The organism is Pseudomonas sp. LW8 (assembly GCF_041956865.1).
GTDB classification, from domain to species: Bacteria; Pseudomonadota; Gammaproteobacteria; order Pseudomonadales; family Pseudomonadaceae; genus Aquipseudomonas; species Aquipseudomonas siliginis.
This window is the reverse complement of record NZ_CP168138.1, coordinates 3,252,529-3,273,118: the sequence shown is the minus strand read 5'-3', so window position 1 is coordinate 3,273,118 and position 20,590 is coordinate 3,252,529. Positions and strand designations below refer to the sequence as shown.

15 protein-coding genes and 3 pseudogenes are annotated in these 20,590 nt (G+C 54.6%); 14 read left to right on the top strand and 4 right to left on the bottom strand.

What is annotated here, in order from left to right:
- Positions 1-16: 16 nt before the first annotated feature.
- Together AB9L16_RS14765 and AB9L16_RS14760 are read left to right on the top strand one after the other, a co-directional pair.
- Positions 17-2,800: pseudogene (locus tag AB9L16_RS14765) on the top strand (DUF637 domain-containing protein); the annotation flags it as partial.
- Positions 2,800-3,234: a hypothetical protein gene (locus AB9L16_RS14760; RefSeq protein ID WP_016775049.1), complete on the top strand. Its 435-nt coding sequence runs from the start codon at positions 2,800-2,802 to the stop codon at positions 3,232-3,234. The pseudogene AB9L16_RS14765 and the gene AB9L16_RS14760, both read left to right, overlap by 1 nt.
- On the opposite strand, the gene AB9L16_RS14755 is transcribed toward AB9L16_RS14760, so the two are convergent.
- Positions 3,215-3,514, bottom strand: a complete 300-nt coding sequence (locus AB9L16_RS14755) for a hypothetical protein (protein WP_130927882.1) — start codon at positions 3,512-3,514, stop codon at positions 3,215-3,217. The genes AB9L16_RS14760 and AB9L16_RS14755 overlap by 20 nt on opposite strands.
- A gap of 218 nt (positions 3,515-3,732) precedes the next feature.
- Between AB9L16_RS14755 and AB9L16_RS14750 the strand changes: the two genes are divergently transcribed.
- The 6 genes and pseudogenes from AB9L16_RS14750 to AB9L16_RS14725 form a co-directional block, all read left to right on the top strand.
- Positions 3,733-4,002: a hypothetical protein gene (locus tag AB9L16_RS14750; RefSeq protein WP_016775048.1), complete on the top strand. Its 270-nt coding sequence runs from the start codon at positions 3,733-3,735 to the stop codon at positions 4,000-4,002.
- 237 nt (positions 4,003-4,239) lie between these two features.
- Positions 4,240-4,857, top strand: coding sequence for an SMI1/KNR4 family protein (locus AB9L16_RS14745; protein WP_224787207.1), 618 nt, complete (start codon positions 4,240-4,242; stop codon positions 4,855-4,857).
- Between the two features lie 40 nt (positions 4,858-4,897).
- A complete protein-coding gene (locus tag AB9L16_RS14740; protein ID WP_375122307.1) occupies positions 4,898-5,473 on the top strand; it encodes a hypothetical protein in 576 nt (191 codons plus the stop codon).
- 139 nt (positions 5,474-5,612) lie between these two features.
- Positions 5,613-8,183, top strand: a complete 2,571-nt coding sequence (locus tag AB9L16_RS14735) for a DUF637 domain-containing protein (protein WP_375122306.1) — start codon at positions 5,613-5,615, stop codon at positions 8,181-8,183.
- Positions 8,184-8,287: 104 nt separating this feature from the next.
- Positions 8,288-8,770, top strand: a complete 483-nt coding sequence (locus tag AB9L16_RS14730; protein WP_237143779.1) for a hypothetical protein — start codon at positions 8,288-8,290, stop codon at positions 8,768-8,770.
- Positions 8,771-8,885: 115 nt separating this feature from the next.
- Positions 8,886-11,156 (top strand): annotated as a pseudogene (locus AB9L16_RS14725) (DUF637 domain-containing protein); the annotation flags it as partial.
- 581 nt (positions 11,157-11,737) lie between these two features.
- On the opposite strand, the gene AB9L16_RS14720 reads toward AB9L16_RS14725, so the two are convergent.
- Positions 11,738-12,157 carry a hypothetical protein gene (locus tag AB9L16_RS14720; protein WP_095180219.1) on the bottom strand — a complete coding sequence of 140 codons (420 nt, stop codon included), beginning with the start codon at positions 12,155-12,157 and terminating at the stop codon, positions 11,738-11,740.
- 351 nt (positions 12,158-12,508) lie between these two features.
- Here AB9L16_RS14720 and AB9L16_RS14715 point away from each other — a divergent pair, with 351 nt between their 5' ends.
- The gene (locus tag AB9L16_RS14715) at positions 12,509-12,964 is read left to right on the top strand and encodes an Imm42 family immunity protein (RefSeq protein WP_159894627.1); all 456 of its coding nucleotides are present in this window, start codon (positions 12,509-12,511) and stop codon (positions 12,962-12,964) included.
- Between the two features lie 120 nt (positions 12,965-13,084).
- Positions 13,085-13,597: a hypothetical protein gene (locus AB9L16_RS14710; protein WP_371857529.1), complete on the top strand. Its 513-nt coding sequence runs from the start codon at positions 13,085-13,087 to the stop codon at positions 13,595-13,597.
- Positions 13,598-13,651: 54 nt separating this feature from the next.
- Here AB9L16_RS14710 and AB9L16_RS14705 read toward each other — a convergent pair whose 3' ends face one another.
- Positions 13,652-14,695, bottom strand: a complete 1,044-nt coding sequence (locus AB9L16_RS14705) for an LLM class flavin-dependent oxidoreductase (RefSeq protein WP_101155121.1) — start codon at positions 14,693-14,695, stop codon at positions 13,652-13,654.
- A gap of 203 nt (positions 14,696-14,898) precedes the next feature.
- On the opposite strand from AB9L16_RS14705, the pseudogene AB9L16_RS14700 reads away from it, so the two are divergent.
- Together AB9L16_RS14700 and AB9L16_RS14695 are read left to right on the top strand one after the other, a co-directional pair.
- Positions 14,899-15,939 (top strand): annotated as a pseudogene (locus tag AB9L16_RS14700) (cache domain-containing protein); the annotation flags it as partial.
- Between the two features lie 138 nt (positions 15,940-16,077).
- A complete protein-coding gene (locus tag AB9L16_RS14695) occupies positions 16,078-16,845 on the top strand; it encodes a methyl-accepting chemotaxis protein (RefSeq protein ID WP_370593578.1) in 768 nt (255 codons plus the stop codon).
- A 140-nt stretch (positions 16,846-16,985) separates the two neighbouring features.
- Here the strand turns inward: AB9L16_RS14695 and AB9L16_RS14690 are convergent, their stop codons facing one another.
- Complete coding sequence (locus AB9L16_RS14690) at positions 16,986-17,471, bottom strand: flavin reductase family protein (RefSeq protein ID WP_016775037.1); 486 nt, start codon at positions 17,469-17,471, stop codon at positions 16,986-16,988.
- A 323-nt stretch (positions 17,472-17,794) separates the two neighbouring features.
- Here AB9L16_RS14690 and AB9L16_RS14685 point away from each other — a divergent pair, with 323 nt between their 5' ends.
- Positions 17,795-19,201: a cytosine permease gene (locus tag AB9L16_RS14685; RefSeq protein WP_016775036.1), complete on the top strand. Its 1,407-nt coding sequence runs from the start codon at positions 17,795-17,797 to the stop codon at positions 19,199-19,201.
- 249 nt (positions 19,202-19,450) lie between these two features.
- Positions 19,451-20,551 carry a polyamine ABC transporter substrate-binding protein gene (locus AB9L16_RS14680; RefSeq protein ID WP_016775035.1) on the top strand — a complete coding sequence of 367 codons (1,101 nt, stop codon included), beginning with the start codon at positions 19,451-19,453 and terminating at the stop codon, positions 20,549-20,551.
- The last annotated feature ends 39 nt before the right edge of the window (positions 20,552-20,590 follow it).

Here is a 20,590-nt window from a genome sequence, read left to right as displayed (position 1 = left end):
CGCGTCGAGCTTATAAAGCGATGGTGACCTGAAGCTCGATGCCGGTCGCGACATCAACGTCGTCGCCAGCACCGCCGAAGCCACCGGCAAACTCACTGCGGAGGCCAAGCGCGACATCAACATGTCCTCGGCCGGTGATGAACACAACGTCGAAACCCATAGCAAGGACGGCAAGAAACGTGTCCATGAACAGGACGACCACACTGTTCAGAAAGCAGCTGAGTTCATCGCCGGCGGCGACGTAAAAACCAGTTCCGGCCGTGACACCACACTGGTCGCGAGCAAAATCAGCGCAGGCAATGAAGCCTACGTCTACGCCGGTAACGACCTCAATTTGCTGGCCGCGCAGAACAAGGACCACACGCTCTACGACATGAAGGAGAAGGGCGGTTTCGGCAACCTGAAACTCCAGCGCGACGAAGTCACCCAGGTCACCCACGTCGGCAGCGAAATCAAGACCGGCGGCAACCTGTCTCTGGTCAGCCTGGGCGACCAGCATTACCAGGTGGCCAAACTCGACAGCGGCAAGGACATCCTCCTCGACAGCGGCGGCGCCATCACCTTCGAAGGGGTGAAGGATCTGCATGACGAGAGCCATACCAAAACCAACAACAACGCCGCATGGGTCTCGGCCAAGGGTCGCGGCAACACCGACGAAACCCTGCGCCAGACGCAGATGATCGCCAAGGGCAACATCGTCCTGAAAGCGGTCGATGGGCTGAAAATTGACATCAAGGATGTGAGTCAGGAGTCCGTCAGCCAGACCATTGATGCGATGGTCAAGGCTGATCCGCAACTGGCGTGGTTGAAGGATGCGGAGGCTCGGGGAGATGTTGATTGGCGGCGCGTGAAGGAGATTCACGAGTCGTTTAAATACAGCAACTCGGGGCTTGGCCCGGCTTCGCAGATGATTATTGCGATCGTGATGGCTGCCTTTGTCGGGCCTGCTGCGTTCGCTTCGCTAAGCGCGAGCATGGGCACCGCCTGGGCCGCAGGCCTCGCCGCTGTGGCAACAGGTGCAGCCACAAATGCCACGACCAGTTTTATCAATAACGGCGGAAACCTTGGAGCGGTTTTCGCGGACGTTACTTCATCCGATGCACTGAAGGGCTATGTGATTTCCGGAGTGACAGCCGGATTGATGGCCGAATACCTGAACCAGCTGACGGGTATGAAATACGATCCGAATACCGGAAAGTTGCTCGGCCCGTCGTTAGCCACGTGGGAGGGCGTCGGCAGATTTGCTGGAAGCCAAATCATCCAGGGTGGCACTTCCGCGCTGATCACCAAGGCAGTCGGCGGCGATGCAAGTGCCGGTGACGTTCTGAAGACGGCTCTGTTCAATACCGTCGCGGCGTTCAGCTTCAACATGGTGGGCGATCTCACGCAGGGCGTTCTGGATGATGGCTCAGCGGGCAAAATCATCATTCATGCGGCGGTGGGTGGGCTGTTGTCGGAGATGACCGGTGGGGATTTTGCGACAGGCGCGTTGGCGGCTGGTGCGAATGAAGCGCTTGTTGGTGAGATGAACAAATGGTTCAAGGGCAATCCCGAGTTGTTGCTCATGGGGTCGCAGATAGTGGGGGTGCTCTCCGCAACTGCGCTGGGCAATACTGATCAAGAGTCATTGGAAAACGCTTCTTGGGTTGCCAACAACGCGACACAGTACAACTTCCTGAATCACCAGGATGTAAAAGACCTCGAGAAAGCGCTTAAGGAGTGTAAAGACAACTGTGATGCTGTTCGAGCTGAGTTTGCCAAGCGTGATGCGGATAACACGGCGCGGCTCAATAACTGTTGGGCGACCGGCGATTGCGCGCAGATCAAGGCTGAGATTGATGAAGGCTCTCTTGCATTAAATAAACTTTGGGAAAATGACGATTCGGGGATCACAGATCAATTCCTTCATAGCAATATCGCCGACTCGACCAACGCTAGGACGCGAGCGGTCCTCGACCACCTTCCGAAAGGGGATCCGGCTAATGCGGTGAAATTGTTGGCTGCAGCGGGAATTATTGCTCTTGCGCCGGAAGCGATTGGTTTGCTTGGACAGTTGGCCACGAGAGGTGCAGCTACTTGTGCAGCAAACCCAGTGCTGTGCGCGAACGAAGTCGCGATCTGGACCGCTGAGGCAGGAATGTCGGAGGCACTTCCCGTGGGGTTAGGGGCCACAGCAGGTGGGGCCGCAGCCAAGGAACTGAGTGATCTCCGCGGTTTGATGGAGATCGAAGCGAAAACTGGGGCTAAGCTAACGGCTGAGCAGATTGCGGCAGTCGTTAGGCCGGCAGCGATAGGTTCAGAGGGGGCAGCCACCGTTGGAGGTCAGGCAACCTCTACATTTTTGAAAGATTTTGGCGAGAAAGTTCTTAGTCATAACACCCAGATTGGCGTGCGTAATAGTAAGGCGGGGACGATTTCTGGTGCTCATAACAGCGATGCCTTCTTGGAGTCGGTTGAAAAAACTGGGGCAAAAATCTCCAATAAAACTACGGATGTCCGTTATCCTGGCCTTGTGGAGTATAGTTATCAGTTGCCTAAAACTAACACTCGGGGCGAGTTGGTCGGTGGATACAAGTCCAAATCCACCAAAACAACTTATGATTCGAAAATTCTGTCAGATATCAAGGTGGCTGATATGTCGAGCAGGGCGGCAGTCGAAGCTGGCTCTTTGTTCAGAGCTAATCCAGCCATGAGGGAGGCCAGTATCAAAGTTGATGGTTATTACTTTCAAGTGACGCGTGATAGCAAAACTGGAGATATAACAAACTCATTTATTACTATGCCGCCGAGGACGAAATAATGGCTGATTTGGTTTGGTTAGAGGTTCTCAAGGAATCATTTTCTTCAACTGACGCAGATTATGAGGGTCTTTACGAGTTAATTGAGGCTTCTATCGTAAGAGGGAGGACTAATTTTCCTGCGTTTATCTACGACGCTTCGCAGGGACATGGGTTCTCAGTGGCTGAAGGTTTTTTTTACTCGCTTGATCAGGATTGGGACGATCCAGAAGAATTCAATGAGGTAAGTTTCTTCTTGGGGGAAGCGTTAACTTCTAGCATACCTGTGGCTGACTACGTTTCTCTGATGAAAATTGCAGCTGATGTTTATTCTGCTTACTTTCCAGATGAACGCGATGGAGTTCAAAGGTCTGCTGAAAGATTAGAAAAGCGTTATTCACAACAAATGGAGGAGATAAACGGGGACAGACCACCTTTCAATTCTCGTCCAGCGTAAAAGCGGTGGCGACCTGAAGCTCAATGCCGGTCGCGACATCAACGTTGTCGCCATCGCCGAAGCTACCGGCAACCTTACCGCCGAGGCCAAGCGCGATATCTCCCTGTCTCGGCCGGTGATGAACACAACGTCGAAATCCACAGCAGGCACGGCAAGAAACGCGTCCATGAAGAGGACGACCACTCTTTTCAGGAAGCTGCTGATTCATCGCCAGCGGCGACGCAAATACCAGCCCGGACCTCGACACCACACTGGTCGCGGGGAAGATCTGCACAGGCAACGAAGCCTACGTCTACGCCGGTAATGATCTGAACCTGCTGGCCGCGCAAAACAAGGGCCGCACCCTCTACGACATGAAGGAGTAAAACGTGTCTGTCCGCCGTTTTCCCAAGTAAGGTGATTGGAACAAACGTCTGATGCGCTCCGATCTCGACAATCAAAATAAATGTTCGGGATGGTGTGATCCAGACTGCGTTCTCGTACTGGTTAGGAATGGTTATGAGCAGTGGCGGCACGATAATAGAACGATTTGTGGCCCAAGAGTTGGACGACAGCGTTCGCTCTATTTTGAAAAACGCCTTTGATGAGCGGGTTTGCTCAGAGAGCATTCTGTTCAGGGCGTTCGAGTTTAATTGCTTTGACGTTTCTTTAGACTTTGAAAAAGGCATCGTCACATTGCAAGATGTACTCTCCGCTGGAGAAAGTAGCGTTCTTGATATACCGATACGTGATTTTATCTCTGCTTGTGGTTTGAATGTCTCTTGTTAATTGTAGAGGCCTAGATGTGATCTGACACCGGCCTAGCACCCAGATAAACGGGGACAGACCATGTTTAAAACGCATTCCAAAACGTGATCTGTCCCCGTTTCCCCGAGTCGGCGCAACATATTGAAGATGCCATCGGGGCAGGAAAGCCTGACACGTTGACCAGGCGCTTGTATTGGCGCTCAATGCAGAGAGTTGCCTAACGGGACGAAGGTTAGAATAGAGGTGATAGATTAGATTGTGAATAATTTGGATAAGTTGTTATCGATTGCAAGTTCGTCCTTGAGTGAGCGTGAACCAGAACTGTCTGGGCCAATACGCAACATGGCAGGGACTTCGGCGGAACAACTTTTTAATGTGCTGCGTCAGCGCAATGGCTTCTATGCTTTTGAAGGCGCGCTGCATATTTTTCCAAGCAACTCCAGCCAAAGTGAAATGGGCATATCTGATTGGAATCATGCTGACCTGTGGCGCACTAGCTACAAAGGTCTAGCCGATAATGGTGTCTTTTTTGCTGAAGATATCTTTGGTGGGCAGTTCTGTATCAAGGATGGCAGTATCTACATTTTTGATCCGGAAACTGGCTCGTTAGAGTACTTGGCTGCGGATGTTGAAAGCTGGGCTGAAGTAGTTCTGCACGACTATGAAGTATTGACAGGCTATCCGTTGGCTCATCAGTGGCAAAAGCGCAATGGTCCAGTTCGTGCTGGGATGCGTTTGCTGCCCAAAGTGCCTTTTGTAATGGGTGGTGATTTTTCCTTGGATAATTTATATGTTGCCGATGCTGTAGAAGGCATGCGGCTCAGAGCCGATATAGCCGATAAGATTAAAAATTTACCAGACGGTACTCAGGTTTAATTCAGTCTGGACTGACAGGAGACAAATGATAGTTTCAGCGATGTTTGATTCCCTCGTCACATTTGACTGCGTATATGGAGGCTTTGAGCTCGAAAATGGAGTAGTTCGCCTTTATGTCGAAAGAGGCCTAGCCTTGAAAAAAACGAAGTTGGTAACAGCGGCGGATGGCGCTCGGATCGTACAGTGTGATGAAGATGAGTGTCCTAAGGGCGAAAGTATTTTTCCTGTTCATTATATTTACGATCCCGCTAGAGATGTGGAGTATGTTGAATGGAGTCTTGTAAATGGTTTGTTACACGCTCGAAGCGAGGGTGGTGAATGGGTCAAATACGATAGCAAGAGTGAAGGTTTGCACGCAATGCATGAATATGTGGGTGACTGCTGGCTGGTCTTTTCGGGTGTGAGTGTGTTGAGAAAAGTTATCTATGAATATTCTCTCGATCGAAAGAGTTCCTCAGGTAATGAGTTTGTCGAGGAGTTTATTAGTGGGCCTAAAGTCGATAAGTCTGCAAGTGAGTATTTTCTTGAGGGTGAAATAAACGTTTTGCCTGGGCCAGGATGGATGTCTTTGAAAATTGATGCAGATTCGTTTCATATCGAGATTCCCGACGATTGAAAGAAAAGCGGATAAATGGGGACCGGATAAATGGGGAAAGACCACCTTTCGAGAGACAAACGGGGACAGGCCACCTTCAAATTCGCGTCGAGCGTAAAAGCGGCGGTGACCTGCAGCTCGATGCCGTCGCAACATCTATTTGTCCTCGGCCGGAGATGAATACAACGTCGAAACCCATAGCAAGGACGGCAAGAAACGTGTCCATGAACAGGACGACCACACTGTTCAGAAAGCCGCCGAGTTCATCGCCGGCGGCGACGTAAAAACCAGTTCCGGGCGTGACACCACACTGGTCGCGAGCAAAATCAGCGCAGGCAATGAAGCCTACGTCTACGCCGGTAACGACCTCAATCTGCTGGCCGCGCAGAACAAGGACCACACGCTCTACGACATGAAGGAGAAGGGCGGTTTCGGCAACCTGAAACTCCAGCGCGACGAAGTCACCCAGGTCACCCACGTCGGCAGCGAAATCAAGACCGGCGGCAACCTGTCTCTGGTCAGCCTGGGCGACCAGCATTACCAGGTGGCCAAACTCGACAGCGGCAAGGACATCCTCCTCGACAGCGGCGGCGCCATCACCTTCGAAGGGGTGAAGGATCTGCATGACGAGAGCCATACCAAAACCAACAACAACGCCGCATGGGTCTCGGCCAAGGGTCGCGGCAACACCGACGAAACCCTGCGCCAGACGCAGATGATTGCCAAGGGCAACATCGTCCTGAAAGCGGTCGATGGGCTGAAGATTGATATCAAGGATGTGAGTCAGGAGTCCGTCAGCCAGACCATTGATGCGATGGTCAAGGCTGATCCGCAACTGGCGTGGTTGAAGGATGCGGAGGCTCGGGGAGATGTTGATTGGCGGCGCGTGAAGGAGATTCACGAGTCGTTTAAATACGAGAATTCGGGCGTCGGGCCAGCGGCGCAAATTGCCATCGCCATCATGATGTCTTTTGTGATGGGGCCGGCAGGACTGGGCTTGGTCGGCGGTGGCTTCGGCGGCGCATTCGCCACAACCCTCGCTACGACGGGCGTGACAAGCACGATCAGCAACAAAGGGAACCTCGGCGCTGCTTTCAAGGAAACATTCAGCGCCGACAGTCTCAAGAACGCAGCTATCGCTGGCTTCACCGCAGGCATGCTTGATTATGCCGATGCCAATTGGTTTGCAGCGGGGGGCAGCAAAGCCGCAAGTATTCTGACCAGCAGTAATTTTACCGACGTAGCGATCCGAACTGCGGGTCGCGCGGTCATTTCCAGTGGCATCTCTACCACCATTGGTGGCGGTAGCTTTGGTGACAACTTTGGTTCCGCGTTGCTGGGAGAAGCGGGCAGTGTCGCGATGGCGACCGGGTTCAATTTTGTTGGCGATCAAACGATCAAGTTCCCGGAAGGTGGCGTAGTAAAAGTTGTCGCGCATGCGCTGATGGGGGGCTTGCTTTCCGAGGCGATGGGTGGGGATTTTGCTACTGGTGCGGCGGCTGCCGGGTTGAACGAAGCGGCGATGAATGTCCTTGTGAAGTTCGCTGGTGGCAATGATCAGTTGCACTTGATGATGTCGCAGCTAACCGGGCTCGTTGCTGCCGCAGCGGTGGATGGTGATCTGCAGCAGGGTGCAAATATTGCGAAGAATGCCACTCAGTACAACTGGCTGTTACATAGAGACGTTGTCGCGGCGGACAGAGCTCGAGCAGCTTGTGGTTCGGGAGAGGGCGCTCAAGGGTGCCGGGACAATATCACCCGGGCAACAGCGGCATTGGATGCCGAAAGACAACGTGATATGGAGGAGTTCGGGCGCAAGATTCAGCTACAAGCACTACAAGAAGGATGGACGCTTGAGCAATACAATGCCGCCAAGGCCAATTATTTTGCAGGCATTGACCCAAAAGAGCTTACGACTGTTTACCCTCCTTCGCTGGATCCGGGATTTCTGGCCAGAGAAGGGGGTACTAGCGTTCGTGAAATAGTTGCTGCATGGCCAGGTGGAGCAGTCAAAACAGCGGAATCCTTCTGGAATGCCGTCTCATCACCTTTTGACACGATTGGTGCAATCGCAAACGGTATTGGCGGGCTAGCTCTGGGGTTTAAGGATTGGATTACCAGTCCGATCCCGTCGCATACGCTGGAAAAAGAATTTGATAAAGTAGCGACTGCCTCCGCCCAGGAATTGGGTGGTATGGCTTTTGACGCTGTTACCGGACTCTTGACTGCTCACATTGGTGGGAAAGCTGTCGAGTGGGTCGGTGGCAAATGGGTTGCTCCAATTGATCAACCTAAACCAACTATTGAGCTATTTGGAGGTAAGAGCGCTCAAACTCCAGGTGCGCTTAATATTGATATTAGTGGCAGTATCGAATCAGGCGTCCGTGCCGACGCCAGGAACTTACCTCTCAGAGATAACTCCGTGCGAGAAATCGTGGCCAGTAACCCATTCATACCTAAAGGTGCAGGGGGCACTTTCTCCATGATGGACTTTTTGCCTGAGGCGACACGGGTGGTTGAGCCCGGTGGGAAAATATTCATAAACACTAACTCGGCAAATCCGTATGGAAAACTACCAAGTGCAGCCGATCTTGAGTCGGTTGGCGTCAGGGTTATCCAGGATGGAGGTCTAGATGCTCGATTCTCGGGGCACACGTTCCTACGCACAGACGGTAGTAAGATTACTGATCTCCATAGTATGAAAACCATCGTTCTAGAGAAAATAAAATGATAGTTTCAGCGATGTTTGATTCCCTCGTCACATTTGACTGCGTATATGGAGGCTTTGAGCTCGAAAATGGAGTAGTTCGCCTTTATGTCGAAAGAGGCCTAGCCTTGAAAAAGACGAAGTTGGTAACAGCGGCGGATGGCGCTCGGATCGTACAGTGTGATGAAGATGAGTGTCCTAAGGGCGAAAGTATTTTTCCTGTTCATTACATTTACGATCCCGCTAGAGATGTGGAGTATGTTGAATGGAGTCTTGTAAATGGTTTGTTACACGCTCGAAGCGAGGGTGGTGAATGGGTCAGATACGAGAGCAAGAGTGAAGGTTTGCACGCAATGCATGAATATGTGGGTGACTGCTGGCTGGTCTTTTCGGGTGTGAGTGTGTTGAGAAAAGTTATCTATGAATATTCTCTCGATCGAAAGAGTTCCTCAGGTAATGAGTTTGTCGAGGAGTTTATTAGTGGGCCTAAAGTCGATAAGTCGGCAAGTGAGTATTTTCTTGAGGGTGAAATAAACGTTTTGCCTGGGCCAGGATGGATGTCTTTGAAAATTGATGCAGATTCGTTTCATATCGAGATTCCCGACGATTGAAAGAAAAGCGGATAAATGGGGACCGGATAAATGGGGACAGACCACCTTTCGAGAGACAAACGGGGACAGGCCACCTTCAAATTCGCGTCGAGCGTAAAAGCGGCGGTGACCTGCAGCTCGATGCCGTCGCAACATCTATTTGTCCTCGGCCGGAGATGAATACAACGTCGAAACCCATAGCAAGGACGGCAAGAAACGCGTCCATGAACAGGATGACCACACTGTTCAGAAAGCAGCTGAGTTCATCGCCGGCGGCGACGTAAAAACCAGTTCCGGCCGTGACACCACACTGGTCGCGAGCAAAATCAGCGCAGGCAATGAAGCCTACGTCTACGCCCGTAACGACCTCAATTTGCTGGCCGCGCAGAACAAGGACCACACGCTCTACGACATGAAGGAGAAGGGCGGTTTCGGCAACCTGAAACTCCAGCGCGACGAAGTCACCCAGGTCACCCACGTCGGCAGCGAAATCAAGACCGGCGGCAACCTGTCTCTGGTCAGCCTGGGCGACCAGCATTACCAGGTGGCCAAACTCGACAGCGGCAAGGACATCCTCCTCGACAGCGGCGGCGCCATCACCTTCGAAGGGGTGAAGGATCTGCATGACGAGAGCCATACCAAAACCAACAACAACGCCGCATGGGTCTCGGCCAAGGGTCGCGGCAACACCGACGAAACCCTGCGCCAGACGCAGATGATCGCCAAGGGCAACATCGTCCTGAAAGCGGTCGATGGGCTGAAAATTGACATCAAGGATGTGAGTCAGGAGTCCGTCAGCCAGACCATTGATGCGATGGTCAAGGCTGATCCGCAACTGGCGTGGTTGAAGGATGCGGAGGCTCGGGGAGATGTTGATTGGCGGCGCGTGAAGGAGATTCACGAGTCGTTTAAATACAGCAACTCGGGGCTTGGCCCGGCTTCGCAGATGATTATTGCGATCGTGATGGCTGCCTTTGTCGGGCCTGCTGCGTTCGCTTCGCTAAGCGCGAGCATGGGCACAGCCTGGGCCGCAGGCCTCGCCGCTGTGGCAACAGGTGCAGCCACAAATGCCACGACCAGTTTTATCAATAACGGAGGAAACCTTGGAGCGGTTTTCGCGGACGTTACTTCATCCGATGCACTGAAGGGCTATGTGATTTCCGGAGTGACAGCCGGATTGATGGCCGAATACCTGAACCAGCTGACGGGTATGAAATACGATCCGAATACCGGAAAGCTGCTCGGCCCGTCGTTAGCCACGTGGGAGGACGTCGGCAGATTTGCTGGAAGCCAAATCATCCAGGGTGGCACTTCCGCGCTGATCACCAAGGCAGTCGGCGGCGATGCAAGTGCCGGTGACGTTCTGAAGACGGCTCTGTTCAATACCGTCGCGGCGTTCAGCTTCAACATGGTGGGCGATCTCACGCAGGGCGTTCTGGATGATGGCTCAGCGGGCAAAATCATCATTCATGCGGCGGTGGGTGGGCTGTTGTCGGAGATGACCGGTGGGGATTTTGCGACAGGCGCGTTGGCGGCTGGTGCGAATGAAGCGCTTGTTGGTGAGATGAACAAATGGTTCAAGGGCAATCCCGAGTTGTTGCTCATGGGGTCGCAGATAGTGGGGGTGCTCTCCGCAACTGCGCTGGGCAATACTGATCAAGAGTCATTGGAAAACGCTTCTTGGGTTGCCAACAACGCGACACAGTACAACTTCCTGAATCATCAGCAAGTAGACGATCTCGTCACAGAGTTGAAGGGCTGTAGAGCTAGCGAAAATCCAGCAGCCTGTCGAGAGAAAGTGAAGGATACCTATGCGAAACTGAGCGCGAAAACCAGTGGATCCGAACTGTTCAAGTGCGAGGGTTTCGATCAGTGTAATGGTCAGACGAACGCCGCTGAAGGAGGGACCCTGGCGCTTGAAAACTACGATGCAAATGGCGGGTTAAGTGCTGAAGAGCGAGCGATTGTTCAGGACTTCCAAGACTCGAACCACACGGACGAGCTGAACTCTCACCATAAAACGATGCTGGGTGATCATGCGGAAATCGCTGGGACGATTCTGACTGGAGGGATCGGGGCTGGGAGCAAATTGGTTGGCAAAACCGAGGAGGTTCTGGTTGGTGCAAAAGGTGCGGCGGATATCGGAGCCGTAGACGACGTAGCTCTTCCCGGCTTAGGTTCGACACCAGGCCTACTCTCGTCACCTAGCATTCCATCGGGAGCAGGACTTGGTGGTTTCAAATTTGGACTAAGCGCGGGTGAAATAAACGCCATCAATTCAAAATTTGATGGTTCAATATCGTTTCGAAGCGTGGATACGGCTATTGCAAACGCCAGCAATTATGATGGATTCTTTAATAAGGCTGGTTCAATTATAAGAGATATCGCAGGGGGGGCATCTGTTTGATAATGGGAATAAACGAACGGCTGTTGAGGTTGTGGAGCGGCTAATTATAAGAAACGGTGTCGATGGTCCGCCAAAGCAGGTGATATGGAATGTCGTAGATAAGGTTGCTACAGGGAAATTAACAGATGTTAAAGATATTTCTAACGCATTGAGAGGTCTGGATTGATGTCTTGTGATCCTTCTGATAAATATGCTGCTCGTTTTGGGTTTTTAGATATGAATAGTGTGCATCTGGATGATTTCATTCAGATTATGGAGCTGGTAGCAAAAAAATGCGAAGGATTCTTTATATTTAAAATCGACGGTGAAAGGAAGTCCGATATTTATACTTTTGTTCTAAATGCCTCTTCGCAAAGTAACGTGGTTCTAAGAAAGGACACAGATAATATACGAGAAGGTATGAGGTTTTTTTTCTGCGAGCTTGAAAGAGCTGGAATCTACCTCTGACTAAAGAGTTGGCAGGTTCGGCAGTCGAAAGCTCAGCGTATCTAGAAGTGCGGTGTGTGGCTTCTTTCGGGAATGGTCGGCAGCGAAATCGAGACCGGTGGCAACCTGTCGCTGATCAGCTAGGGCGACCAGCATTACCGGTGGCCAAACTCGACAGCGACAAGGGCTTCGTCCTCGATAGCGGCGGCGCCATCACCTTCGAAGGGGTGGAGGATCTGCATGACGAGAGTCACACCAAAACCAATAACAACGCCGCGTGGGTCTCGGCCAAAGGTCTGGGGCAACACCGACGAAACCCTGCGACAGACCCAGATGATTTCCATAGGCAACATTGTCCTGGAGATAAACGGGGACAGATCACCTTTCAATTCGCGTCGAGCGTATAACGCGATGGTGACCTGAAGCTCGATGCCGGTCGCGACATCAGCGTCGTCGCCATCGCCGAAGCTACCGGCAACCTTACCGCCGAGGCCAAGCGCGACATCAACATGTCCTCGGCCGGTGATAAGCACAACGTCGAAACCCATAGCGAGGACGGCAAGAAACGCCTCCATGAGCAGTACAACCACACCGTTTAAAAAGCTGTTGAATTAATCGCTGGCGGCGACGTAAAACCCAGCTCGGGCCGTGACATCACTTTGATCGCGGGTAAGATCTGCGCAGGCAACGACGTCTACACCGGCAATGACCTGAACCTGCTGGCCGCGCAGAACAAGGACCATACCCTATGCGACATGGAGGAGTAAAACGTGGTCTGTCCCCCGTTTTCAAATTGGCAACGTCCACCGATTTGAAGGGACGAATGGTGGGTTTCACTGGAACGGTAGTACGGGTGACGCCGGCAACCAATTGTCGGCTAGTTATATACCGGCGGCGGTGCAAAAAACGCTAGGAGTAAGATTGAAGTGATTTACGGTGATCCTTTTATATTCTCAATTCAGTTTGATGTCGTGAGGGATTGGAATGATTCAAGTTGTTTCTGGGCAAATGGCTTGTTTTCGTTGTTTGTTTGTGGGGAAAGGCTCCTTGATGTGGTGGATGTAGTCGAGCTTAAAACTGCCGTGAACTTCTACGCAAAAATGGAGTTCGAAAATGTAGAGGAGGGCGATTCGGCGATTTCTGCAAAAGAATTATTTGCTTCCGCGCATCGTTATTTCTTCAAAGGAGAGTCCGCCATTTTAGAAGGCGTGCAAGATATAACGTGCACCTTTTTGGGAGACGCCGGTCTGTTTATTTTTTTTCAAAAAACAGCGCATGCAGACAGACTGGTCTGGAGTAAGGACTTTGGCAACCTTGTCCATGAGGCGTTGCTGCCTCGGGGGGCAGTGGTTGGCGTAATTGAAAGTATTGAAGAGTTGTAGATGTTTTGTGGTAGTTGTAGCGATGCAGGTTTGTTGAACTCGAAGAATCTGGCCGCTACTCTTTGAAAAGGTAAGAAAGAGTTGATTAAAGCCGGACTTTTGCTGCTTTTTATTGTCCTGATGGCAGGCTGCCATTCCAACGTCAGAGACTCTTCCCCCAGTCTATTGAAGGATGGTGTCCAACTTCAGCAAAGAACGGCAACGCCAGATGCACAACACGCCAAAGTCATCATGAAATCGACAGGCTACACATATCCTGTCGAGTGCTCGGTTCGCCGTGCTACAGATCCTGATCGGCGAATGGAAGTGATGGGTACTGTGGTCGATTCCGAGCGGGGTAAGGTATTCGGCTGGATCGCCAAGCTTAACGAAGCGGCCAATAGCGCCACGTTCAAGCACTTCCCTCAGTTGGAAGCGCAAGCCAATGCCGACGAACCCTTCGAAGTGTCGGGGCGTTCCAACGGCATGGGCACCGGCAACACTTATAGCTGCGGGCCGCTGAGCAGTACCTTTACGCCGGAGCGAAGCAAGGTCTACCTGGTGGAGTTTCAGTTTGTTGGGCGGGGTTGCGAGCAGCGTGTTTACGATGTCACCCAGCCGGGCCAGCGCATTCCCGTGATCTCTAAAAACTAAAGCCCCGGACAAGTCCGGGGCCTTTTAGTGGGTCAGAGACCGTCCGCCGAGTAATCAACGAAACGCCGGCACCACATGCTTGATAAACAACTCCAGCGACTTCTTCTTCTCTTCATGCGGCAAGCTGTTGTCGCACCAGAAACTAAACTCATCCACCCCCAATTCCTGGTAATACTTGATCCGCGGAATGATCTCTTCCGGCGTGCCGATCATTGCGGTCTTGTGCAGGCTCTCCAGTTCAAACTCAGGACGCCCGGCAAACTTCTCTTCAGGACTCGGCGCGAGGAAGCCATTGACCGGGGTTTGCTTGTTGCCGAACCAGGCATCGAACGTGCGGTAGAAACGTGAGATGGCTTTGGCGCCAACTTGCCAGCCGTCCGGGTCATCAGCGGTGTGCACGTGGGTGTGGCGCAGCACCATCAATTGTGGGCGCGGTACGTCTGGGTTGTTGTCCAGTGCAGTCTGGAATTTGTTCTTCAGGTCGAGGACTTCTTCGTCGCCTTTCATCAATGGCGTGACCATGACGTTGCAGCCGTTGGCCACGGCGAAGTTGTGCGAGTCGGGGTCGCGGGCGGCGATCCACATTGGCGGGTTTGGCTTCTGGATCGGTTTCGGCACGCTGGTGGAGGTGGGGAATTTCCAGATGTCGCCGTCGTGGGCGTAGTCGCCTTGCCACAGGGCGCGGACCACCGGGACCATTTCGCGCAGGGCCTGGCCGCCGCTGGAGGCGGGCATGCCGCCGGCCATGCGGTCGAATTCGACTTGATAGGCGCCGCGCGCCAGACCGACTTCCATGCGGCCGTTGCTGATCACGTCGAGCAGGGCGCATTCGCCGGCGACGCGCAGCGGGTGCCAGAACGGCGCGATGATGGTGCCGGCGCCGAGGTGGATGGTGGTGGTTTTCGCCGCGAGGTAGGCCAGCAGCGGCATCGGGCTTGGGGAGATGGTGTATTCCATGGCGTGGTGTTCGCCGATCCACACGGTGCTGAAACCCCCAGCCTCGGCCATCAGGGTCAGTTCGGTCAGGTCTTCGAACAGTTGGCGGTGGCTGACGCTTTCGTCCCAGCGTTCCATGTGTACGAACAGGGAAAATTTCATGACGCTACCTCGAGTCTTTTGTAATTGGCCGGTCGTGTGCGGGCCTGTCGAACTGACGTGAACGCTGCGCGCTCGCGAGTCTTCTCACCATTCAAGCACGCCTTCGAGGACGGCTGTTCGGTTGATTGAATATTGGTATACCATAATACGGATTATCCGCAAAATATTTCTGACCGACACTTCGAACAAGGAAGGCGCAAGCAATGAACATAAAACAAAAACTGACTTTGGCGTTTGCGGTAATCGCCAGCCTGCCGGTGTTACTGGTGGCAGCGCTGATCATCCTCAATGTCCGCGATGGCGCGCGCGACACCTTTACCGACAGCACCGGGCGCGAAGTGCGTCAGGTGGAAAACGCGATGCAGCTGTTTTTCGAGGGCATCAGCCAGAACGTTGCTTACCTGGCCGAGCATCCGCAACTGCAGAGCATCGACACCAGCCTCAAACGCTACCTGAGCAGCGACGCCGCGCAAGTGCCTCTGGGGCCGCAGGATCAACAGCTGTTCAAGCTGTTCGACGGTCTGGCCAAGGCGCACCCGGCTTACACCTATCTATCTGTCGGCACCGAGCAGGGTGGTTATCTGTTCTGGCCGGGCGATGCGAAGTTGGCGAACTACGATCCGCGCACCCGGCCCTGGTACAAAACCGCGATGGCCAATCCCGGCAAAACCCTGCGCACCGAGGCCTATTACTGGGCGGCGGATGACGTGGTGCTGGTGAGCACTGTGCGCAGCTTCAACAACCAGTTGGGCAGCAATGCCGGCGTGGTCAACATCGATGTGTCGCTCAAGCAATTGACCGACCTGGTCAAGCAGATCCGCCTCGGTGAGAGCGGTTATCTGATGCTGATGGAAGCCAACAACACCGTGCTGGTCGACCCGAGTGATCCGGCGCACAACTTCAAGAAACTCAGCGATCTCGGCGACGGTTATCAGCAACTGGCCGAGGCGGGCAAAGGCCTGGTCGAGGTGCAATTGGCCGGCGAGGATTACATGGCGCTGGTCTGGCCGTCGCAGGCGTTGGGCTGGCGGTTTGTCGGGCTGGTGAAGGCCAGCGAAGTTATGGCCGGGGCGACGCGTTTGACCTGGCTGATCGGCGCTATCGCTGTGGTTTGCGCATTGTTGTTCGCGATGGCCGGCGCGTGGTTTGCCGGACTGATGGTCAAGCCGATTCGTGGTGTCGCCAGCGGACTCGAAGGCATTGCACAAGGCGAGGGCGATCTGACTGCGCGACTGGAAGTCCGTGGGCAGGATGAAACCGCGCAACTGGCGGGCTGGTTCAACCAGTTTCTGGAAGCGATTCGCACGTTGATTCAACGCATCGGCCAGGCAGCCGGGCAGATTCACAGCAGCTCCGGCAGCGCCACCGAGGTCTCGGCGGAAATGGCCGACGTGGCTTCGCGTCAGCGTGAGGCGGTGGACATGGTTTCTACGGCGTTTCACGAAATGGTCGCCACTTCCAACGAGGTCGCACGCTCGTGCAGCCAAGCGGCCGATTCAGCAGACAACGGTCAGCGTCAGGCACACACCGGGCAGCAGCAGATCGATGCGGCGGTGAGCAACGTCGGGCGCTTGAGCCAGGAGATCGGCCACAGTGCCGAGTCGATGCAGCAACTGGAACAGGACAGCAACGACATTCAGTCGATCCTCGGCACGATCCGTTCGATTGCCGAGCAGACCAATCTGCTCGCGCTCAACGCCGCCATCGAAGCCGCGCGCGCCGGTGAACAGGGCAGGGGCTTTGCCGTGGTCGCTGATGAAGTTCGCGCGCTGGCCAAACGCACTTCCGACTCCACCGGTGAGATTGACGCATTGCTCGGCAATCTGGCGCGGCGCACCCATCAGATGGGCAAGCAGATGCACGCCAGCCTCGAGGTATCGCAGGAAACCGTGGTGTCGATCAACGAGGCGCGGGCGAGTTTTGAATTGATTCGTGAATCGGTCGACGTGATCCGCGACATGAACACGCAGATCGCCACAGCGGCGGAGGAACAGCATCAAGTGGCGGAAGACATCAATCGGCACATCAGCCAGATTCATGGCGATGCGCAGTTGGTGGCGAGCCTGGCGGATTCAACTCGCCAGGATGCGCAGAACCTGACGGCGTTGTCGCAGACGTTGAATCAGCTGGTGAGCCGGTTTAGGACCTGACACGGTCGCCCAGGCAACACCAAAACCTGTGGGAGCGAGCCTGCTCGCGAAGGCGTCGGGTCAGTCAAAAATGTAACAACTGACCCATCGCATTCGCGAGCAGGCTCGCTCCCACATGGGATATCCAAGATCTGGTGAAATCACGCCACAACCGGCAACGCACCCATCTTGCCGTGGCAATACACCAGCGGTCCGGCGACCTGCTCGGGGACGATCAGGTTCTTCACCGCGCCGACCATGATCGCGTGGTCGCCACCTTCGTATTCACGCCACAACTCGCACTCGATCACCGCCGTCGCATTGGCGAGGATCGGGTTGCCCAGTTCGCTCAACGTCCACTCGATACCCTGCGCCTTGTCCTTGCCTTTGCGCGCGAAGGCATAGGCCTCGCTTTGCTGCACGCTGGACAACAGGTGAATCGCAAAGCGTTTGTTCTTGATCAGCACGGGATAGGAGTCGGAGCTGTAGTTGGGGCAGAACAGCACCAGCGCCGGGTCCATCGACAGTGAGCTGAACGCGCTGGCGGTCAGGCCGACGATCTGGCCGTCGTCGTCCAGCGTGGTGATGACGGTGACGCCGGACGGGAACGAGCCCATGACTTGTTTGTAAATGGCAGCATCGATCATTGGGTGGTCCTCGGGTGGTGTGACGCGGTTTTTATGGTTTGTAGGTCTGATGGTATACCGTAATACATATCTTGCAAGAGCTTTTCTGGTGAACCGATAAACGCGCCACTTTCGTCGGAAACTCAATGTTTACGGGGAGTTCAGCTAGCCGTGCAGGGGCGGGATCAGCGAGGATAGCGGATCAGACAGCGACAGAATCAGCGGATCAGTCTTGTGCAAAGTTTGGAATACCATAATATGGTCTGCATCTGAGGGGCGACCCAAGAGTCCTCCCGGTTTGGCTTCATACAAAGATAAAAACAGACAAACTCGAGTTCATGCATATGTCCCAGATGTCCCGGCAAGATCCGTTGATCGAGAATCATACGGTCGATTACGTCCCACTCGCGGAACGCCACGGGAAGGCCCGCGATCTGTTCACTCTTTGGTTCAGCACCAACATCGCGCCACTGCCCATCGTCACCGGCGCCATGGTGGTTCAGGTGTTCCATCTGAATCTGTTCTGGGGGCTGCTGGCGATTGCGCTGGGGCACATGATCGGCGGCGTGGTGATTGCGCTGGCCTCGGCGCAGGGTCCGCGCATGGGCATTCCGCAAATGGTCCAGAGTCGCGGTCAGTTCGGCCGCTATGGCGCGCTGCTGATCGTGTTCTTCGCAGCGCTCATCTACATTGGTTTCTTCATTTCCAACATCGTGCTTGCCGGCAAATCCATCGTCGGCATTGCGCCGTCAGTGCCGGCACCGCTGAGCATTCTGATCGGCGCGCTGGCCGCTACCGCGATCGGTGTGATCGGCTACAACTTCATCCACACCCTCAACCGCATCGGCACCTGGGTGATGGGCGGCGCGTTGCTCGCGGGGTTCATCTACATCTTCGCCCATGACTTGCCGGCAGACTTCCTGACGCGCGGCAGTTTCAATCTCTCAGGCTGGCTGGCGACGGTGTCGCTAGGGATCATCTGGCAGATCAGCTTCTCGCCGTACGTCTCCGACTATTCGCGATATCTGCCAGCAGACATCGGTATCGCCAAACCGTTTTGGGCGACTTACTTGGGCGCGACGCTGGGCACGATTCTGTCGTTCAGTTTTGGCGCGGTGGCGGTACTGGCGACGCCGGAAGGCACTGAAGCGATGGCAGCGGTCAAGCAGTCCACCGGCTGGCTGGGGCCGATTCTGATGGTGCTGTTTCTGCTCAACATCATCAGCCACAACGCGCTGAATCTGTATGGCGCGGTGTTGTCGATCATCACCTCGATTCAGACCTTCGCCAGCCAGTGGACGCCGAGCATCAAGGTGCGCGTGGTGCTCTCGAGCGTGATCCTGGCCGGATGCTGCGTGGTCGCCCTCGGTGCCTCGGCGGATTTCATTTCCGAATTCATCGGACTGATTCTCGCGTTGTTGCTGGTGCTGGTGCCGTGGGCGTCGATCAACCTGATCGATTTCTATCTGATCAAGCGCGGTAACTACGACATCGCCTCGATCTTCCGCGCTGACGGCGGGATTTACGGGCGCTTCAACCTGCACGCGATCATTGCCTATTTCATCGGCATCATCGTGCAGCTGCCGTTTGCCAACACCTCGCTGTACGTGGGGCCGTACGCCAATCTGGTGGAAGGTGCCGACCTGTCCTGGCTGGTCGGTCTGGTGGTAACGGTGCCGCTGTATTACTGCCTCGCAACCCGTGGTCAGGCGCAGCAGAGCAGGGCGGCCAGGCTCGGCTATACCGACTGATCCCAACGGCAACACAGCAATGCCCGGCCCAGTGCCGGGCATTTTTGTGTGCGTATCTCGGCGGTCAAGCAAATTGGCCATATCGATCCCCTTTTGGCCTGCCGCCTACTGTCATCGCGCTACGCTGTCAGCAAGAATCGAAACCATAACAACAGGCTCGACCTTTTTTGCCCTTGGCTATCGTTACAGCCACTGCCGTGTACAGAACATAAAAACCATCGATCTCACGTCGCATTCGGGGAAACAACCATGGTCACGATCAAACGCATTCTGGGCGCCACCGTGTGTGGCTTGACGCTGCTGGCCAGCGCCGTCCAGGCCGAGCAGCGCGAACTGCGGGTGTACAACTGGGCGGATTACATCCTGCCGTCAGTGCCCAAGGACTTCGCCGAGCAAAGCAAGATCAAAGTGACCTGGGACACCTTCGACACCAACGAATCCCTGGAAGCGAAACTGCTCACCGGCAACTCCGGTTACGACCTGGTGGTGCCGTCCAATCAGTTCATCGAAACCCAGATCAAGGCCGGCGTGTTCCAGAAACTCGACAAGTCGAAACTGCCGAACTGGCAGCACCAGGATCCGGCCCTGCTCAAATTGCTCGACGCCAACGACCCCGGCAACCAGTACGGCGTGCCATACATGTACGGCACCGTGCTGATCGGCTTCAACCCGGCGAAGGTCAAGGCCGCCCTGGGCGACAACGCGCCGGTGGACAGTTGGGATCTGGTGTTCAAGCCCGAGAACATGGAAAAGCTCAAGGCCTGTGGCGTGGCGATGCTCGATTCGCCGTCGGAGATCCTGCCGCTGGCCCTGCATTACCTCGGCCTCGATCCGAACAGCCAGAACCCGGCGGACTATGAAAAGGCCAAGGCCTTGATGATGAAGATTCGCCCGTACGTGACCTACTTCAACTCGGCCAAGTACATGACCGACATCGCCAACGGCGACATCTGCGTGGCGATCGGTTATTCCGGCAGCTTCTACCAATTCGGCAATCGCGCCAAAGAGGCGGGCAATGGCGTGGTGGTCGACTGGCGTTTGCCGAAGGAGGGCGCGCCGATCTGGTTCGACACGTTCGCCATTCCGAAGAGCGCGAAGAACGTCGCCGAGGCCCACGAATTCCTCAACCACTTGCTCGACCCGAAAGTGATCGCACCGATCAGCGATTTCCTCGGTTACCCGAATGCCAACAAGGACTCGATGCCGCTGGTCAACAAGGACATCACCGACAACCCCAACCTGACCCCCACCAGCGAAGCGCTGAAAACCCTGTATGTGGTGCAACCGTTGCCGCAGAAAATGGAGCGGGTGCGCACTCGGGTGTGGACCAGTATCAAATCCGATAAATAAGAGCATCGCACTTCAAATGTGGGAGCGAGCCTGCTCGCG

Excerpts from the sequence above, each read along its gene's own strand:
- AB9L16_RS14760 (WP_016775049.1), top strand. The coding sequence starts at position 2,800 with ATGGCTGATTTGGTTTGGTTAGAGGTTCTCAAGGAATCATTTTCTTCA.
- AB9L16_RS14750 (WP_016775048.1), top strand. The coding sequence starts at position 3,733 with ATGAGCAGTGGCGGCACGATAATAGAACGATTTGTGGCCCAAGAGTTG.
- AB9L16_RS14740 (WP_375122307.1), top strand. The coding sequence starts at position 4,898 with ATGTTTGATTCCCTCGTCACATTTGACTGCGTATATGGAGGCTTTGAG.
- AB9L16_RS14720 (WP_095180219.1), bottom strand. The coding sequence starts at position 12,157 with ATGGAGGCGTTTCTTGCCGTCCTCGCTATGGGTTTCGACGTTGTGCTT.
- AB9L16_RS14710 (WP_371857529.1), top strand. The coding sequence starts at position 13,085 with ATGGCAGGCTGCCATTCCAACGTCAGAGACTCTTCCCCCAGTCTATTG.
- AB9L16_RS14705 (WP_101155121.1), bottom strand. The coding sequence starts at position 14,695 with ATGAAATTTTCCCTGTTCGTACACATGGAACGCTGGGACGAAAGCGTC.
- AB9L16_RS14695 (WP_370593578.1), top strand. The coding sequence starts at position 16,078 with ATGGCCGACGTGGCTTCGCGTCAGCGTGAGGCGGTGGACATGGTTTCT.
- AB9L16_RS14690 (WP_016775037.1), bottom strand. The coding sequence starts at position 17,471 with ATGATCGATGCTGCCATTTACAAACAAGTCATGGGCTCGTTCCCGTCC.
- AB9L16_RS14685 (WP_016775036.1), top strand. The coding sequence starts at position 17,795 with ATGTCCCAGATGTCCCGGCAAGATCCGTTGATCGAGAATCATACGGTC.
- AB9L16_RS14680 (WP_016775035.1), top strand. The coding sequence starts at position 19,451 with ATGGTCACGATCAAACGCATTCTGGGCGCCACCGTGTGTGGCTTGACG.